General features: G+C 48.3%; 16 protein-coding genes and 1 pseudogene. 3 read left to right on the top strand and 14 right to left on the bottom strand.

The features are described 5' to 3' along the window. Positions 1 to 202: 202 nt before the first annotated feature. From glcT to AMS66_RS01545, 8 genes are all read right to left on the bottom strand, one after another. On the bottom strand, positions 203 to 1,057 hold the full coding sequence (glcT, locus tag AMS66_RS01575) for a glucose PTS transporter transcription antiterminator GlcT (RefSeq protein ID WP_053779150.1): 855 nt from the start codon (positions 1,055 to 1,057) through the stop codon (positions 203 to 205). A gap of 166 nt (positions 1,058 to 1,223) precedes the next feature. After that, positions 1,224 to 2,774 (bottom strand): flotillin family protein, encoded by a 1,551-nt coding sequence (locus tag AMS66_RS01570; protein WP_053779149.1) that lies wholly within the window; start codon positions 2,772 to 2,774, stop codon positions 1,224 to 1,226. Positions 2,775 to 2,831: 57 nt separating this feature from the next. Beyond that, a complete protein-coding gene (locus AMS66_RS01565) occupies positions 2,832 to 3,368 on the bottom strand; it encodes a protease (protein ID WP_053779148.1) in 537 nt (178 codons plus the stop codon). Between the two features lie 262 nt (positions 3,369 to 3,630). Beyond that, entirely contained in the window at positions 3,631 to 4,794 is a 1,164-nt protein-coding gene (locus AMS66_RS01560; protein ID WP_053779147.1) for an iron-containing alcohol dehydrogenase, read from the bottom strand. A gap of 192 nt (positions 4,795 to 4,986) precedes the next feature. Next, positions 4,987 to 5,127 carry a hypothetical protein gene (locus AMS66_RS32620; RefSeq protein ID WP_160319651.1) on the bottom strand — a complete coding sequence of 47 codons (141 nt, stop codon included), beginning with the start codon at positions 5,125 to 5,127 and terminating at the stop codon, positions 4,987 to 4,989. 189 nt (positions 5,128 to 5,316) lie between these two features. After that, a complete protein-coding gene (locus AMS66_RS01555; protein ID WP_053779146.1) occupies positions 5,317 to 6,912 on the bottom strand; it encodes a UDP-glucose--hexose-1-phosphate uridylyltransferase in 1,596 nt (531 codons plus the stop codon). 15 nt (positions 6,913 to 6,927) lie between these two features. Continuing rightward, a complete protein-coding gene (galE, locus tag AMS66_RS01550) occupies positions 6,928 to 7,917 on the bottom strand; it encodes a UDP-glucose 4-epimerase GalE (protein ID WP_053779145.1) in 990 nt (329 codons plus the stop codon). Position 7,918: 1 nt separating this feature from the next. Next, positions 7,919 to 9,100, bottom strand: a complete 1,182-nt coding sequence (locus AMS66_RS01545; RefSeq protein ID WP_053779144.1) for a galactokinase — start codon at positions 9,098 to 9,100, stop codon at positions 7,919 to 7,921. A gap of 156 nt (positions 9,101 to 9,256) precedes the next feature. Between AMS66_RS01545 and AMS66_RS01540 the strand changes: the two genes are divergently transcribed. Next, positions 9,257 to 10,219, top strand: a complete 963-nt coding sequence (locus tag AMS66_RS01540; protein ID WP_236703075.1) for an AraC family transcriptional regulator — start codon at positions 9,257 to 9,259, stop codon at positions 10,217 to 10,219. Between the two features lie 141 nt (positions 10,220 to 10,360). Here the strand turns inward: AMS66_RS01540 and mgrA are convergent, their stop codons facing one another. The 6 genes from mgrA to AMS66_RS01510 form a co-directional block, all read right to left on the bottom strand. After that, complete coding sequence (gene mgrA, locus AMS66_RS01535; protein ID WP_053779143.1) at positions 10,361 to 11,368, bottom strand: L-glyceraldehyde 3-phosphate reductase; 1,008 nt, start codon at positions 11,366 to 11,368, stop codon at positions 10,361 to 10,363. Between the two features lie 88 nt (positions 11,369 to 11,456). Beyond that, the gene (locus AMS66_RS01530) at positions 11,457 to 12,197 is read right to left on the bottom strand and encodes an NAD-dependent protein deacylase (RefSeq protein WP_053779142.1); all 741 of its coding nucleotides are present in this window, start codon (positions 12,195 to 12,197) and stop codon (positions 11,457 to 11,459) included. Positions 12,198 to 12,219: 22 nt separating this feature from the next. Further along, positions 12,220 to 13,005, bottom strand: coding sequence for an HAD family hydrolase (locus tag AMS66_RS01525; RefSeq protein ID WP_053779141.1), 786 nt, complete (start codon positions 13,003 to 13,005; stop codon positions 12,220 to 12,222). Between the two features lie 60 nt (positions 13,006 to 13,065). After that, positions 13,066 to 13,830, bottom strand: a complete 765-nt coding sequence (locus AMS66_RS01520) for an alpha/beta fold hydrolase (RefSeq protein WP_053779140.1) — start codon at positions 13,828 to 13,830, stop codon at positions 13,066 to 13,068. Between the two features lie 90 nt (positions 13,831 to 13,920). Then, positions 13,921 to 14,586 (bottom strand): bifunctional 2-keto-4-hydroxyglutarate aldolase/2-keto-3-deoxy-6-phosphogluconate aldolase, encoded by a 666-nt coding sequence (locus AMS66_RS01515; protein WP_053779139.1) that lies wholly within the window; start codon positions 14,584 to 14,586, stop codon positions 13,921 to 13,923. An 86-nt stretch (positions 14,587 to 14,672) separates the two neighbouring features. Continuing rightward, on the bottom strand, positions 14,673 to 15,638 hold the full coding sequence (locus AMS66_RS01510) for a sugar kinase (protein ID WP_053779138.1): 966 nt from the start codon (positions 15,636 to 15,638) through the stop codon (positions 14,673 to 14,675). 220 nt (positions 15,639 to 15,858) lie between these two features. Here AMS66_RS01510 and AMS66_RS01505 point away from each other — a divergent pair, with 220 nt between their 5' ends. After that, complete coding sequence (locus AMS66_RS01505) at positions 15,859 to 16,911, top strand: acyltransferase family protein (RefSeq protein WP_053779137.1); 1,053 nt, start codon at positions 15,859 to 15,861, stop codon at positions 16,909 to 16,911. Positions 16,912 to 17,023: 112 nt separating this feature from the next. Then, positions 17,024 to 17,272, top strand: a pseudogene (locus AMS66_RS01500) (KGG domain-containing protein); the annotation flags it as partial. Positions 17,273 to 17,305 lie beyond the last annotated feature (33 nt).

Genomic DNA, 17,305 nt, shown 5'->3' with positions numbered 1-17,305 from the left:
TGATCCAACCTTCGGGTATAGCATACCCGGTATAAGGTAAGAACAATCACGCTCTAAATAACTCATGCCTGATCGAATCAGTAACACGTCGTTTGTGTTTATTCAGTTGCTTGATTACGGAAATCATTGTAGCACCACTTTAAAAACGATGCAAGCCTTTACACGAAATTTGTCGAAGTAGAATTCCACTAGTGGAATTATTTCACTTGTTCTCTTCTTCTTTCCTTTGATTCAAGCGTTGCAAATGAATGGTCAGATAGCCTACTTCAGCAGGATATACAGGGAGATTCAACCTTTTTTCCATCACCTTGGTTAGCTTCCATGCAAGCGAGTACATTTCAGGATACTCCAACTTCAACAGGGAATCCAATTTATGAAGTTCTTCCACTTTATCTCCCCGACGGACGCGCTCCAAGGCAAATCGAAGATGGGTCAGCAGCCGGGAGTAATCCAGTGACTCCGTCTCAAACGAATAATCCAGTTGGGTGGATACCAGGCTTACCAAGTCGGTAATTAGTTGCGAATGCTCGCGAACTTGAGAAATATTTTGGTTGGTCATGGCACTGTAGATGTGAAGCGCAATAAAACCGATCTCATCCATTCCCAAATCTACGCCCAATTTTTCCTTAATCAAACGCACCGCATAATCACCCATGCGATATTCGTCAGGATAAATTTCACGGGTTTCATATAGAAATGGATTCTGTATGACAATGCCTTGTTCTTTCCGTTTCAGCGCAAAAGAAATATGATCGGTCAATGCGATATGAATATGTTCGTTTAAAGGAACGTCCGTATGTTCTGCAATATACGTAATGACATCATTAATGATTTCAATCAATGCCTCATCCACTTGTGGAAGAAGCTGTTTATATTGCTCTTGCTCCTGCTGGTTTCTCAGAATGAACATTTTCTCCACAGCCATCAGTGGAATAATGTCATTCGTTTTCCGATTGAAGCCGATGCCTTTACCAATCACGACAACTTCTCCATGCTCAGGATGCTGTGCAATAATTACATTATTATTTAGCGCTTTGGCTACTTGCAGGCTACTCAATGTTTGCACCTCTTTTTTCACACCATCTTAGGTGTGATTCAGTCACACCCTAGTAAGAACGAAAAGACATCCGGAAGCGGGCAAACCACGCCGGACGTCTCGCTTAAAAAGTAACAAAAATTCGCCTTAAGGTCAATAGAGCATGAGTGCTTTATAACTCGCTGTCTTACTCATCAACACCAGCTTTTTCCACAATCTTGTCGATTATAGACGGAGTCGTTACAGGCTCACTCTGTTGAATAGCAACTGGTGCTGCTGTTTTAGGCTTGGTGAAACCTTTAATTAACTGCTCCACATCAATGCCAGAGACACTTTTGAGCATCTCGGGAGCCGTCGCCATGAGCTCTGTTACGTAATTGCTTACACGAGCAGCGCCTTCACCCTTACCTGTATCCACAACGGTCAGTTTATCAATCGCGGAGATAGGCTCCGCAATCTTACCAGCAAGTTCAGGCAGCATTTTGACGATGATATCGAGCACGGCAGCTTCGCCAAACTTCTGGAACGCTTCGGCCAGCTTCTCCTTCGCTTCTGCTTCTGCAAGACCTCTCAGACGAATAACCTCTGAATCCGCTGTCCCTTTGGCAAGTTCTGCATCCGCCATAGCTTGCCCTTCAAGCCGCTTCTGCTCGGCTGTTGCCTTGGCATGTGTCTCAATGGAATACTGTATCGCATCGGCTTCACGCATTCTTTTAGCTTTATCCGCTTCGGCAGCCTGCTCCACCGCATAACGATCTGCTTCTGCCTTTTTCTTCACTTCAGCATCATATTGCTTCTCACGTACGATAATTTCTTTCTCTTGGAGATCAATCTCACGTTCTTTACGAACGAGTTCAACCTTCATTTCTTCCTCCACCACGGTTTGTCTCGCACGCGCTTCGTGGATATGGTACGCCTGATCGGCTTCCGCCTTCGCTGTATCTTGATCCCGCTTAAACGTCGCTACTTTCAGTTCCTTCTCTTTTGCAGCTTCAGCGATATTCGTATCACGCAGCAACTCGGCTTTTTGTCCCTGTTCTTCCGCATTGGCCTTCTGAATACGTGCATCCCGCATCGCTTCCGCTTCCGCAATTTCAGCATCCCGCTTAACGGCTGCTATTCTCGGTTTACCAAGCGCATCCAGATAACCCTGTTTGTCACGAACATCTTTGATCGTAAACGAGACGATTTGCAGTCCCATTTTTTTCAGATCTCTGGCTGCTACACCTTGAACCTCTTGCGCGAAGCGATCGCGGTTACGGTATACTTCCTCCACCGTCATTGTTCCGAGGATGGCCCGCAAATGCCCCTCCAGAACCTCCTGTGCTTCACTTCTTAACGATTCCACTGGCTTACCAATGAATTGCTCCGCTGCGGTGGCCACGTCTTCTACAGCGCTTCCCACCTTGATAATAGCGACACCATCGGCAATGACTGGTACACCCTGTTCCGTGTATACTTCCGGTGTGGAGACGTCGAGCTTATGGGACAACAGCGAGATAAACTCCGATTGCTGGAACACAGGCAAGATAAATGCGCCGCCTCCACGAACAATTTTAATTTTTCGACCGGAGTCATCGTCCGAAATGTTTTTGCTGCCAAGGAACGAACCTGTAACGATCATGGCTTCATCCGGCCCAACCGTTTTGTACCTCGCCCAGAAAGCCAAGCCAAGAATCAAAATCACACCTACAACAATTGCAGGAACCAACAATACATCCATATCCAAATTACCCATTCCACATCTCTCCCCTTATTACATTAGTGCTTACACTGCTAACGGTTAAAACTTACCTTAAACATCTTTAAGTACATCTTCATCCCATTCCGACACACGCAGCACACCTTCTGTTACATCTACAACTACAACACGCGCTCCCGCCGCAATGGGACGATGTTCGAAGCTGGATGCCGTGTGAACCGTATTACCGGCAGCAATTTTGATCATGACTTCACCAAAACCTTTTTCCGGTACCGGAATGGTTATTTCTCCAATTTTCCCGGATAGCTCTTTCATTGAAAACGCAATGGAGACGTCACTGTTACGCATCGGCTTGATATATGCAAAGAATACCAGCATGGCTGCAGCAATACCTATAAGCAGGGATAGTATCAGTGCCGAAATATCACTTATCGAGCTATAACGTGTCAGCATAATACCGGCCCCGCCAAAAGTCGTTATGGAACCAGCCAGCACAACAGGTTTGAAAAAATCAAGGCCAGGCAATTCAAAGGCCCCGTCCAGCAAGCCATCAATCAAGTCACCTAGCACAAGGCTGACGACTGCAAATATGGCTCCTCCGATTAGACACCCCCAATAGATTGACTCCATTCCCCGTTCCTCCTCTCTTCTGCCGCAATTCCATCCAACTGGGCATTCCTCATGTAAATAAATACGTAGTAAGGGGCCGTGATGTTTCAAAATCTTTCCTCATTTGTATTCAAGACCCGATAATGGTTATTCTCATCGCAATTTGATCCAATTCCTGGAGCATTCTTCGATTCACTCTTATTCACAACAAAAAACCGCAAATCTCCGTTAAAGGAGACGTGCGGTTCCAGAGAACACATTACTGTGCCTTCATGTTTTAATTTTACAGAGAAGCCTTGTAGATGGATACAACATCTTCACGCTGCAATTTTTTGAAGTTACCAAATGGGCCGAAGAGCATAGCTTTATCAGCCATAACTTCGATTTGGCTGTCATCGATATCATAATCAGCCAGACGGTTAGGAGCACCAATGGATGTCCAGAATTTGCTCAACGCTTCAATGCCTTCTTCTGCAATCTGTTTGTCCGATTTACCTTCAGGGTTAACTTCGAACACATTGATCGCCAGACGTTTGAAACGATCCACATTTACGTCCAGATTGTGCTTCATCCAGTGCGGGAACAGAATCGCCAATCCTCCGCCATGTGGAATATCATATACTGCGGATACCGCGTGTTCGATATTATGAGTAGCCCAGTCACCAGCGAGACCCATGTTCAGTACGCCGTTCAATGCCATCGTTCCGCAGTACAGAATGGTTTCACGCAGCTCATAATTCTCCAGGTCTTCAACCAGACGAGGCGCTGCATCCATAACCGTGCGCAGAATCGTCTCACAGAACCCGAGCTGAACCGGTGTGTTGGCATCCAAGTGGAAGTAATGCTCCAGTACGTGGGACATCATATCCACCATGCCATAAACCGTTTGGTCCAGAGGAACGGTATATGTATTTACCGGATCAAGGATCGAGAACGCAGGGAACGAATACGCGCTGCCCCAGCCCAACTTTTCCTGTGTATCCTGATTCGTGATAACCGAACCGGAGTTCATTTCCGAACCGGTTGCAGCCATTGTCAACACGGTACCGAGCGGAAGAGCATCCTGTGCAACGGCTTTACGCTGAGCAAAGTCCCACATGTCGCCATCATACTTGGCACCTACGGCAATTGCCTTGGCACAATCCAGTACGCTGCCGCCACCTACAGCGAGGATCAGTTCAATGTTGTTCGTTTTGCAGAGGTCTACCCCTTTATGCACAGTCGAAAGACGCGGGTTCGGTTCCACACCAGCCAGCTCCGTAACTTCAGCTCCAACTTCCTTGAGTAGTCCGATAACCTGGTCGTACAAACCGCTGCGTTTGATACTTCCGCCACCATATACAAGCAGAACCCGCTTGCCGTATTTCGGTACTTCGGTTTTCAATGCTTCCAGCTGACCTTTACCGAAAATCAATCGGGTTGGATTATAAAATTGAAAAGATCTCATATCTATGTCGCCTCCAATGGAGATTCATATTTTAGTGCAACTCCAATTATAGTACCCCGTTTGTACAAAAACAAATCGATAGCCACTCACTTTATATCAACCCGTTGATTTGCAAGTGTGCACGGAACATTTCACACTGGTTGAAGGCAAGCTTTCCTTATCTACCCATGTCTCAGACGACCATAAAGCGGCCTATTTGAATGCTCGCGGACAATGAATAAAGCATTCTTCCACATCCACAATGACAGCCGCACCGATGGTTTTTCCGCTCCAGCCCATACTGGCGATAAATTCCTCATCCTTCCCGACGACCTCCCATTTACGCGGATCCATAATCGTCCCGCTCGTTTGCGGTTGGAGCAGAAACTCCCTCTGCCCGAAACACTCCGTCATATGAGTTCAGGCCAGTTCAGGCTAAAGGGATACAACCACTTGTCAACGACTCCGTTTCAATTTTCATGTCAAACAAACGAAGAACACCAGCCCTTATATGAGCTGGTGCTCTTCGTTTTACATGTTTATTCAGTTGTATCCCATGCTGACCACGAAACGTCGGAAGGCTTGACGCCCTGCCTCATCATATTTGTAGACACCTGCATGCTCCAGAATCTCGGCGAATTTCAGGCCTACTTCCTGTTGGACAAGCGTAACGGCCTGCTCCTTGTTCAGGTTGGTACCAAAACGTTCGATCAATTCTTCTGCCCAACCTAGATGTTTGTTCAACACATGTTCGGAGGCTTTGGCTGCTTCAGCAAGCTTGGTATCCCCAGAGAGAATATCCGCGATGCTGTCCAACTCTTCTTTCAAACGACCCGGCAGGATGGCAAGTCCCATCACTTCGATGAGACCAATGTTCTCCTTCTTCAAATGATGCATTTCTCGGTGCGGGTGAAAAATCCCTTCAGGATGTTCATCATTCGTGCGATTGTTCCGCAGAACGAGGTCCATCTCATATCCACCGTCTGCACTGCGACGAACGATTGGTGTAACTGTATTGTGTGGAATTTGCTCTCCGTCAATCTCACTAAATGCCTCGATCTCCACCGTAGAATCACTGTACACCTTCCACGCTTCATAAACAGCATTACCCGCTTCAAGCAACTCAGCCGGATCATGTGAAGCCAGCCGCAGTACGGACATCGGCCATTTCACAAGACTAAGCGTAAGCCCCGGCGAACCTGCATGGCGGAACACCGCCTCGGGCTTCGCATTTTGAATGGCAAAGGTATGACGTCCACCCTGGAAATGGTCATGTGTCAGGATGGAGCCGCCAACGATGGGCAGATCGGCATTTGAACCGATAAAGTAATGCGGATACTCCCCCACGAAGGCCAGCAGCCTGCGCAGCGTGTCCTTGGTCAATTTCATCGGCACATGATCGTGATGGAAAATAATACAGTGCTCGTTGTAATAAACGTATGGCGAGTACTGGAAGAACCAAGGTTCGCCGTTTAATTCCAATGGAATGACACGCAGGTTTTGACGAGCCGGGTGGTTGACCCGACCGGCATAGCCCACATTTTCACGACAAAGTTGGCACTTTGGATACACCGGAGGCGGAAGCAACTTCGCCATCGCGATTTCTTTCGGACTTTTCTCCGGCTTGGACAGGTTAATTGTAATCTCCATATCGCCATAAGCTGTATCCTGCATCCAGTACACATTCTTGGAGATACGGTCCATCCGAATGTAGTTGGAGTGAATCGAAAGCTCATAAAATTGGGAAGTAGCCGCTTCAATGCCTTCGGTCTGCTCCGTATGACGGAATGCGCGCACCACCTCGGATGGACGAGCCATTAATTGACCCATAATTTTGGCATCAAGCAAATCACGGTACGTGTCGGTATTTTCAGGGATAAGTCCAATTTCAAATCCATAATCAATCAGCGTATCCAGCAGTGGTTGTGGTCCGTCCAAAACCGTCTCGTTCAATACTCCGGCAAACGGTTCAGAGAATCCGAACTGTTCCAGCAGCAGATTACGGCTGTAATCCCGATCCGCTTCTTCGATGAGCTTGTTCTGCAAGGCAAATGCTACCAGACGTTCAATGGCATGCAGTGCTTCCTGCTGCTCCGGTGTCCGCTCTGTGGCACCTGCTGCAATATGAGTCTGTGACATATCGATGTTCGCCTCCTAGTTTTTTCCGTAACCGTCAGGATGAGACTGGTGCCAGCTCCATGCGCTTTGAATGACATCTTCGAGATTCGTCCATTTCGGGTTCCAGCCCAATACGGATCTTGCTTTGGCAGACGAAGCCACCAGCACGGCCGGATCACCCGCACGACGTGGTTCCTGTACAACCGGAATGTCCAGTCCGGTTACTTTCTTAGCTGTCTCGATAACCTGTTTAACGGAGAAGCCTTGACCGTTACCCAGGTTGAACACGTTGCTGTTCTCACCTTTAAGGAGATAGTCTACAGCACGCAGATGCGCGTCTGCCAGATCACTTACGTGGATGTAATCACGTACACAGGTTCCGTCTTCTGTCGCGTAATCGTCACCGAACACGGCAATGTGTGGACGTTGTTTTAACGCCGTTTGCAGCACGAGTGGAATGAGATGGCTCTCTGGCTGGTGATCTTCACCGATTTTGCCGCTATCATGGGCTCCGGCTGCATTGAAGTAACGCAGGGAAACGTATTTGATTTCCTGTACTTTATCGAACCAGGACATCATGCGCTCCATCATCAGCTTGGTTTCGCCGTATACGTTCGTAGGCTCTGTGCGGTCGCTCTCTTCAATCGGCACTTTCTCCGGTTCGCCGTAAGTAGCAGCTGTAGAGGAGAAGACGATGCGACGTACATTCGCTGCATTCATCGCTTCCAGCAGGCACAATGTGCCAAATACGTTATTATCATAGTATTTCACGGGATCTTTCATGCTCTCGCCAACAAGTGAGTTGGCTGCAAAGTGAATGACTGCATCGATGGAATTCTCAGCGAACAGCTTCGCCAGAAGTTCCTTGTCACGCAGATCTCCTTCATACAATTTCCCACCCAGCAGAGCTTCACGATGCCCTGTCTGCAAGTTATCCAGAACGACAACCTCTTCGCCACGCTCCAACAAAGCCGCTACCGTATGAGAACCAATATATCCTGCTCCACCTGTCACCAAAATTGCCATCTTACTTCGCCTCCTTCAATTCTTTAACGCCGTCGCCCACTCCGCATACATAGAACTCGCCTTTGAGACTGGTGCGTGCTTCATATGCTGCTCCAACTTCGCTTACAAAACGCTCCACATCGTCCTCATGGACAAGGGATACCGTACATCCGCCGAATCCCGCTCCAGTCATGCGTGCCCCAAGTGTCCCCGGAATCCGCTGTGCTTCCTCTACCATCACATCCAGCTCTTCGCAGCTCACTTCATAGAGATAACGAAGCGATTCATGAGATGCATTCATCAGCTTGCCGAAGGTTTCCAGATCGTTATCACGCAGGGCATCCACGGATGCAAGTACACGTGCATTCTCTTCCACCACGTGCTGGGCACGCTGTCTTACCTTCTCATCCTTGATATGATCCTGCAGTGTGATGAACTGTTCAGGTGTAAGTTGCGCCAGGTAGTTCAGCGCTGGCAGTTGTTCTTTCAAAATGGCAAGTGCCTGCTCACATTGAGAGCGCCGTTCATTGTAAGCCGAGTCCACCAAACCGCGGCGTTTGTTCGTGTTACCTATGACCAGCTTATAGGCGCCGGTACGGAATGGTACTTTTTCATACTCAAGGGTGTCACACATCAGCAGGATCGCATGATCCTCCGCGCCATTGGCTACAGCGAACTGATCCATGATGCCGCAGTTAACACCGACGAATTCGTTCTCCGCCTTTTGGGACAGAAGCGCCAGTTGAACCGTATCGATATCATTTACACCCTCGAGCGACTGGATGGCAAACCCGGTAAGAACCTCTAGCGATGCGGAAGAGGAAAGTCCTGCGCCATTCGGAATTTCTCCATGGTAGAGGAAGTCATAACCCTTGGTTACTTTCACGCCTTTGCCTTGCAGTTCAACCATGACGCCGACCGGGTAATCCGTCCATTCCCCTGTTTTCTCTTTGCCAATAGAAGACGTATCCAGCGTTCCTTCATAGGACATATTGGTGGAAGCCAACTGTAACTTATTGTCCTCACGCTCACGGATAATCAAAGTGGTGCCGAATTCAAGCGCTGCCGGAAGCACGTATCCACCGTTGTAGTCAATGTGCTCACCGATCAAATTCACGCGCCCAGGGGCATGGAACACACGGATGTCCGCTCCACTCTCACCGTACTTGTCAATAAACTTTTGTTTCAATTCATTTATGTTCATTGCTGCTGCACCTCATCTCAATGTTGTTGGTTTTCTTAATGTTATTATACAAGAAGGCGGTCCCCCTTGAAATGCAACCATGTGTGTTCCATATGGATAAATGTGACCTTTCGACGTATAATGAATGCAACATCAAGCAAGGAAAGGAATGTCATCATGACTGAACAACGTAAGGAAGGTGCAACGGGTTCACCAGCTGAACGCACGCTGGAAGCCTCGGGCAAAAGCGGAGCACTCAGCTACTCGGTTGCCTCCAATCCTGTCTATTATGAAAAAGGAGCTTTGCATGTCCTCTTTGCAGGTGCAAGCCAAACCCTCCCCGGTCATGCCCTTGGACCGAAGCTATACGATTATTATCTATTGCATTATGTAGAAAAAGGGGCCGGTACGTTCCGTACTGAACTGCATACCTACGAGCTATCCGCAGGAGATTGTTTCCTCATTCATCCGGGGCAGCTTGTAAGCTACCAATCCCATGCCCGTCATCCCTGGCAATACCGTTGGATGGCCTTTACTGGCAGTCAGGCTTCGAAGCATACAGAGGAAGCAGGATTCCGTCCTGAGAAATCCGTCTTTCATGCCGGACCATCTTGTGGCATTTCGGATTGGTTATCTGTGATGCAGATGGCTTTTGCCGAGCGGAAAGAAAGCTCTCATTTTACATCACTCGGTACGTTATATATGATTCTAGCCGAGGCACAAAATCACCTTTCTCAGGGCCAAACCTTAATACCAGGTGAATCTTCAATACGACGAACGGTGAAACAGATGATTCAATATATGTCTACCCAATATGCCTACCCTGTCTCGATTGAGCAAATGTCGGCCAGTCTTGGCTATAACCGGGCGTATCTGTCCCGCATATTCAAACAGGAAACCGGACTATCACCAGTTACCTACCTGCTTAAACTTCGGATTGACAAATCACGCCAGTTGCTACGGGAACGTCCTGACCTGTCCATTGAACAGGTATCTGCCTCTGTAGGGTTACCAGATGCGCTGTATTTCTCCAAACAGTTCAAGCGATTCCACGGTGAAGCTCCCAGCCTTTACCGGGAGAACATTCTTAAAAGGCCGCAAACGCAAGGGACACGCCAAGTACCGCCTAATCATCGATAACCCTATGATCAAAAGCAGAATCTTCTACCTCCTAGGTCTGAAGAATAAGGGACAAAAAAGGTGCATCCCGCCATTATGGCTAAGATGCACCTTTTGAACTTTATTTATTTGAGTTTTTCATCACGTGTTGAAAAATGATAACTATTTGTCAATCGGTTCCGGACGAAGTATCGATTCAATGCGCTCCAATTCTTCTGTAGAGAATTCCAACTGGCTAAGAGCAGCCACGTTCTCTTCAATCTGCGAAGGACGGCTTGCACCAATCAGTGCAGAAGTCACCTTGCCATCACGCAATACCCAGGCGAGCGCAAATTGGGCCAGACTCTGACCACGCGATGCTGCAATCTGGTTCAGAGCACGTACTTTGCGTAATGTCTCTGGCGAGATGTTGTTCTCATTCAGGAATACAGACGGGCCCTTGGCTCGTGAATCTTCCGGAATACCGTTCAGATATTTGTTGGTGAGCACGCCTTGTGCCAATGGACAAAAAGCGATACTGCCTGTTCCATACTCATCAAGTACATCCTGCAGCCCATCCTCAATCCAGCGATCCAGCATTGAATATTTGGGTTGATGAATCAACAGAGGTGTACCCAAGCCTTTGAGAATCTCGGCCGCCTGCTTTGTCTGTTCTGCAGGATAATTGGAGATGCCGACATACAAAGCTTTGCCGGAACGAACAATATGGTCCAGCGCCATCATCGTTTCTTCCAGAGATGTTTCGGGATCATAACGATGAGAATAAAAGATGTCTACGTAATCGAGACCCATGCGCTTCAAGCTCTGATTGAGACTGGAAACAAGGTTTTTACGAGAACCCCATTCACCGTAAGGTCCAGGCCACATATAGTACCCGGCTTTGGTCGAGATGACGAGTTCATCTCGATATGGCTTCAGATCCTGTGCCAGTACCTGACCGAATAACTGCTCTGCCGAACCTGCCGGCGGACCATAATTGTTGGCAAGATCAAAATGCGTAATGCCCAGATCAAACGAACGGGTAATCATTTTTCGGCCGTTCTCCGCATTATTAATGCCACCAAAATTATGCCATAACCCAAGTGAAATCGCTGGCAGTTTCAAACCTGAACGTCCAACGCGGTTGTATTTCATTGTTTCGTAGCGTGCATCGCTGGCTACGTAGACCATCATGAATCCCTTCTTTCCCCAGGTTCCGCCTCTAGTACCCGGTCCGTATGCCGGAGAATGCGGTTATTCGGACAATGTTGACTTACGTTTAATCAAGAAGCTGGTCCACCTTATTCATTACCTCACCTATAGGGTCTGTAATCAGCAAATCAGCCCGCCTGTCGTATGCCGTAGGTGTAGCGTTAAGCAATACCGTATGTTTCCCTTGAAAATACGTAATCAATTGTGCGGCAGGATACACGGTTAGTGAAGTTCCACCTACCAGCAATAAATCCGCCGAGGACAGTGCGTCAACCGAACGATATAAAATCGTCTGGTCCAGTTCTTCTTCATACAGTACGACATCCGGCTTGATCACGCCACCACACGCTGTGCAACGAGGAACCGTATCCTTTGCCGTAATAATATCATCCAGCGCATAGAACCTCTTGCAATCCATACAAGCATTACGATGGATCGAACCATGAAGTTCAAGAACATTGCTGCTGCCAGCCTTTTGGTGCAAACCGTCGATATTTTGCGTTATAACAGCCTGAAGTCTTCCTTCCTGCTCCAATCTGGCGAGAAGTCGGTGGCAGCCGTTGGGCGCCGCATCGGGATGAAGCATTTTGCCTCGATAAAAATCATAAAAAATATCAGCATGCTGGTCAAAAAAACGTCTGCTCAGCAGCTCTTCCGGTGGATAGGGTGAATGCTGCTCTGTCTGGTACAAGCCAGCCGCAGAGCGGAAGTCGGGAATCCCGCTTTCCGTTGAAGTTCCGGCCCCTCCGAAAAAAACAATGTTCGAGCTTTCTCTAATCCAGGCAGCCAGTTGTTCTGTTGCGTTCATCCTCTCTCCTCCTTTTACGAGATCATCCCTGTAAGGAACGTTCAGAGATGATTTTCAACTCATTATAATCCTGAATGACGTCATCGGCTTCATGTAAATAGTCACTTCCCCCGACTTCTGGACAGAAACCAATCATATAGGATGCCCCTGCGTTACGTCCCATCTGCATATCCCCATTGCTGTCACCAATCACGACAACCTCCTTAGGATGAATATGTAATTCACGGCAAGCCAGAACTGCGGCCTCTCCATCCGGTTTGCCCCGAGTCACCCGGTCACTACCTACAATCGATGTAAAATACGGCCGGATTCCCATCCACTCCATATGTTCCTCGGCAGCAGCTGTGCTGTCCGAAGTGACAACTGCCATGGGAATAGATGCTTCCTGGCAACGCTGCAAAAATGCATTTAATCCAGGCATCGGTTCGGCCCTTTTTCTCTGCCTTACCTCACCCATGGCGACACTGGAAAAACGGCGGATCGTAGTGATTGCTTCATTCCATGGCATGCCTGCTGCATACAACTGCCCAGCAAGCAAACCGTTGCTCTCGTCCACCGTGGCAATAGCCAATGGCCCTTGAAGATCATATCCGATCAGATGACCTTCACGGTTGCGGACCGTACCTAGAACTTGCTCACGCTCCACCGTGAACGAGGCCCCAAGCTCTGACAGTTGTGATTCCAACTGATTCAGCAAAGACTCTGCCCACGGCCCCCATAGCTGTAAGAAATCCAACAGCGTTCCATCCTTATCAAATAGAATGCCTCGGCAGGTAACTTGCTTACCACGGATTTGAAGCATGGACATACGTATCACCTCCAGTTCCCGTCTGCTATGGCTGGTACCATTCACCGTTGAACTGGCAGCTTACTTGATTGTATCCAGCCAGCCCACAGTCGTTTTAACCGTTTGGGACAGTTGTTCCTCTTCACTGACCCCTGCTTCACCGTCACCGCTCTGGTGGCCATAGTCACCGAACTGCGAATGGTTACCACCTTCAATGGTGTAATACACCGTATCTTCCGGCAAATATGCCCGTCCATTCTGATACTTTGTTGCATTCACCACTTCATCATTCGTACCCAGTATGGACAACGCTGGTATCCCCAGTGACTTCACACTGCCTTTTTCATCCGGATAGGATGCGAGGAAAAAGATGCCCTGAAGTGCATCCGGATGGGAAGCCGCGTAACGCGCCGCCATCGATCCGCCAAGAGAATGCCCTCCCATAACAAATGGTTCATCTGGATAGGCTTTAATAATATCATCGGCAAGATTCTGCTTGAGCACCGCCAGATTGACCGGCATTTTCGCAATAATGGTATGATGTCCTGCTGCCGCAAGCTCATGGGCAAGAGGTGCATAACTTTCCGGTTTAACCAATCCACCTGGATAAAAAATAACACTCACCCCAACAGATTTGTCCGGCACAAAATCAATCCAGTTGTCTTTTTCAGTTACAGTCACCTGATCTGCAGTTTCCATGGCTGTCTGAGCCATCTCCTGTGGTCCATAAGGCGTAAACAGCTTCCAAGCCACAAACCCACACCCAATGACAATGAGCGCCAGAAGAACGAGCAGGAATTTCCCGATGCCCCTCTTCTTGCGCCCTGTATTATATCGGTTTCTCAACGTTCATCACCTTTCTGCACTTCCGCAGGTGCCGCGGCTTGCAGAACGGGAGCCTTCATTCCTGAGGCTCCCCTTCTCCATCATTCATCGCTATTCGGCCTTGGCCTTGCGGTAAGCATCCATATATTGTTCCGCTTTGCGGCGAACATAACTCAAGTCCCCCGTCTTCACTGCTTCCGTTGTAAGGTCGGAACCGATTCCTACAGCAACGGCGCCTCCCTTGATCCAGTCACCCAGATTGGACAAGGACACCCCACCGGTCGGCATGAAATTCGCTTGCGGCATAGGTCCCTTCATCGTTTTGATAATGGACGGATCATAGAGATTACCCGGGAACAACTTCACAATATCCACGCCAAGCTCCAATGCACGTTGTACATCCGCAATGGTCATCACCCCTGGGAGAATCGGAATCCGGTACAGGTTGCAGATTTTCACAGTGTCTGGGTTCAGGGAAGGACCCACAACAAACTCGGCACCTGACATGATTGCGGCACGCGCTGTCTGGGGTTCAAGTACGGTTCCAGCTCCAATAATGGCAAATTTCTCTGGATCTTGTGTGTTCCAATGGTATACACGGCTTAATTTCTCGATGGCTTTGAGGGCACTAGGCACCGTCATTGTGATCTCGATAATCTTGATACCACCCGCGATAGCTTGCTCGGCCATGGCGATCACCTGATCCGCAGAATCTGCACGCAGAACCGCAACAACCCCACTATCCGTTATTTTTTGCAGCAGCTGAAGCTTCTTCATTTCATTCTCTCCCTTGTCAATGTGGTTGTCTATTACAAGCCTTACATTAATGAACGAAGATGAGACATATATGATATCAGCAGCGACTAGCGCTCAACATGAGCTACATTGTTCAGCTTGGCCTCGACCTGCTCCCACGTTGGGAGCGCCTCCCAATCGCCAACAGCCTGTATAACCATGGAACCAGTCAAATTCCCGAGACGGGTCGCCTCCTGCGGAGAATATCCTTTAATAAGGCCGGACAAAAAGCCCGCACAGAATCCATCTCCTGCCCCGACTGTATCCAGGACATGATCTGCCTTGAAGTACGGAACTTCCGTTAGGGTACCATTCACCAATACGTAGGTCAAATCAGGGCCGCCCTTCACGATACAGACTGCATTCATGGCGGACAAACGCTCAAGTACTTTTTGATCATCTTCTTCGTTATACAGAAGCTTCATCTCATCCAGACCCGGCAAGAAATAATCCGCTTGCTCAGCGAGACGAAGCAGAACTGGACGTGCATCTTCAGCTGACCACAGTTTAAGACGCAGATTCGGATCAAAACTCACTTTCACACCAGCCTGCTTGGCTATATGTATAGCAGCTTCAACAGTAGCAAGTCCCGACGCGCTTATTGCTGCGGTGATGCCTGTAACGTGAAGGATTTGCGCACCCGCAATATAATCCGAGTCCAGATCTTCAGGAGTAATCGCGCTTGCAGCGGATAGCTTCCTATAATAATGTACCGAGGCTTTCCCGGAAGCGTTCTCACGAATCATCAAACCGGTGGGCTCTTTGTCGCTCATCCTTGCTCTGGATACATCTACACCTTCACCACGAATAGCCTTCATGATCATGTTACCCATCGGATCATTACCCAGGCGGCCAAACCAGCCGCTGGTATGCCCAAGTCGGGATACACCAATAGCCAGATTACTCTCCGCGCCGCCAAATGATTTGTCTAATGTCGCCGCATATTCAAGACCTCTTGTATCCTTTGCTGTCAGCAAACCCATGCTTTCGCCAAACGTAACAATTTCAGGGCTTCGGCGGGTATCCGTCGACATGAATTCTCCCCTCCTTATATTTACAATTCTCATCTTCTTTCCCCATTGTCAGCCTCTATGCAACCGTTGTCAATCCCGGAGCGTTCATTTTGTTGTCACAGCTTTGAGAAAGGATAGCGCTTTCTATTGTGAAATATATCACAATGAATGATGCACATCCATATTACCCTTATTACAGAACCAGATTGCAATCGCCAAGGGTTATCAGGGGGGCTACAACATGAACAAACCGACCACCATTCACGAAGATCAGGATTCCTTTTTTTACAATTTGCGCTTTATGCTTATTGTTTGTGTACTTGCGGGCAATGCTCTCGAACCAGTTATTACGCGTTTTGCAGGAGCAGAGACTCTGTTTCTTTGGATATATACGTTTCACATGCCGCTGTTTGTATGGGTAACCGGCTACTTTGCCAGACATTCGCTCCAAGGTACATCTGGCCGTAATGTGCTTAAGCAGATTGCATTACAGTACCTTCTGTTTCAGTCCCTGTATGCAATAATGGATTTCACCATATTCCACACACCGCATATGCGCTTGTCTTTCTTTGCACCTTATTTACTGCTCTGGTTTCTGGCAAGTCATTTCTGCTGGCGGCTGTTGCTTCGTCTTACACTCTCCTGGAAACCAATATACAGATTACTCGGTGCCGTGTTGCTGGGGGTATGTGCCGGATATTTACCCATTGACGGTTTCTGGCTGAGCTTCAGCCGTACGTTTGTATTTCTTCCTTTCTTTGTTATTGGGTATGACTACGGAGCGTCTATCCGCTCCCGATTGCGATCCGGTTGGGGCCGCAAAATTTCAGCTACGTTGTCTGCTGCTCTTCTTGGTTGGATCGGACTCGGAGGACTCAGCATTGCACCAGGCTGGTTACTGGGTAGCATGACTTACGCAGAGCTCGGCCACCATGAGTGGTTTGCAGGAATTTACCGCCTCGGAATCTATGCACTTGAAATCGGATCGGGAGCATTATTTCTCGCCTGGGTCCCTTCATTAACATCCAGATTGACCGATCTGGGACGGCGCACTCTTTATGTGTTCCTTTTACATGGATTTCTCGTTCGTCTGGCGATCTGGTCCGGGGTTTACAATGATATGGAAACTAGTTTGTATATTCCGGTGATTGTCTCCATTGCGCTAATGTTCGCTATAACGCTGGCTCATCCAGCAGTCCGTCATGCCTTTCGGCCTCTCATTGAACCCGATATTTCCCGCTTTCACTTCAATCGTCAAGGGGTATTAAAACGTTCAGCATCCTGGTTCAGATGAACTAAAATCCTGCTCCTTTCCATTGAAATCGACTTGTTTCAGGCTGGAAATGTTGTGGTAAGTAGGAATACGCGCTACAACAATCTACTTATGATATAAGGAGTGATTTGTAATGGCACGTCCACAGACGTCTGAACACAAAATGAGTCGCGAGGAAGCGGGTAGATTAGGTGGCAAGGCCACCTCCAAAAAACATGATCGGAGCTTCTACCAAATGATAGGTAAAAAAGGTGGAGAAGCGACTTCAGATGCGCACGATTCTCAGTTCTATAAGGAAATTGGACGCAAGGGTGGAGAAGCAACTTCCGAAACTCATAATAAAGAATTCTATCGGGAGATTGGTCGCAAAGGCGGGAGCAGTTAGCCGCTACCCATGGGTAGCGGTAAAAGATCA

The organism is Paenibacillus xylanivorans, from assembly GCF_001280595.1.
In the GTDB taxonomy this organism is placed as follows: Bacteria; Bacillota; Bacilli; order Paenibacillales; family Paenibacillaceae; genus Paenibacillus; species Paenibacillus xylanivorans.
The sequence above is the reverse complement of the archived record's forward strand: the minus strand, read 5'-3'. Positions and strand labels throughout refer to the sequence as shown.

What these genes read in the sequence shown, in the direction of transcription:
- AMS66_RS01570 (WP_053779149.1), bottom strand. Translation starts at nt 2,774, where the DNA reads ATGGGTAATTTGGATATGGATGTATTGTTGGTTCCTGCAATTGTTGTA.
- AMS66_RS01565 (WP_053779148.1), bottom strand. Translation starts at nt 3,368, where the DNA reads ATGGAGTCAATCTATTGGGGGTGTCTAATCGGAGGAGCCATATTTGCA.
- AMS66_RS01560 (WP_053779147.1), bottom strand. Translation starts at nt 4,794, where the DNA reads ATGAGATCTTTTCAATTTTATAATCCAACCCGATTGATTTTCGGTAAA.
- AMS66_RS32620 (WP_160319651.1), bottom strand. Translation starts at nt 5,127, where the DNA reads ATGGATCCGCGTAAATGGGAGGTCGTCGGGAAGGATGAGGAATTTATC.
- AMS66_RS01555 (WP_053779146.1), bottom strand. Translation starts at nt 6,912, where the DNA reads ATGTCACAGACTCATATTGCAGCAGGTGCCACAGAGCGGACACCGGAG.
- galE (WP_053779145.1), bottom strand. Translation starts at nt 7,917, where the DNA reads ATGGCAATTTTGGTGACAGGTGGAGCAGGATATATTGGTTCTCATACG.
- AMS66_RS01545 (WP_053779144.1), bottom strand. Translation starts at nt 9,100, where the DNA reads ATGAACATAAATGAATTGAAACAAAAGTTTATTGACAAGTACGGTGAG.
- AMS66_RS01540 (WP_236703075.1), top strand. Translation starts at nt 9,257, where the DNA reads ATGACTGAACAACGTAAGGAAGGTGCAACGGGTTCACCAGCTGAACGC.
- mgrA (WP_053779143.1), bottom strand. Translation starts at nt 11,368, where the DNA reads ATGGTCTACGTAGCCAGCGATGCACGCTACGAAACAATGAAATACAAC.
- AMS66_RS01530 (WP_053779142.1), bottom strand. Translation starts at nt 12,197, where the DNA reads ATGAACGCAACAGAACAACTGGCTGCCTGGATTAGAGAAAGCTCGAAC.
- AMS66_RS01525 (WP_053779141.1), bottom strand. Translation starts at nt 13,005, where the DNA reads ATGTCCATGCTTCAAATCCGTGGTAAGCAAGTTACCTGCCGAGGCATT.
- AMS66_RS01515 (WP_053779139.1), bottom strand. Translation starts at nt 14,586, where the DNA reads ATGAAGAAGCTTCAGCTGCTGCAAAAAATAACGGATAGTGGGGTTGTT.
- AMS66_RS01510 (WP_053779138.1), bottom strand. Translation starts at nt 15,638, where the DNA reads ATGTCGACGGATACCCGCCGAAGCCCTGAAATTGTTACGTTTGGCGAA.
- AMS66_RS01505 (WP_053779137.1), top strand. Translation starts at nt 15,859, where the DNA reads ATGAACAAACCGACCACCATTCACGAAGATCAGGATTCCTTTTTTTAC.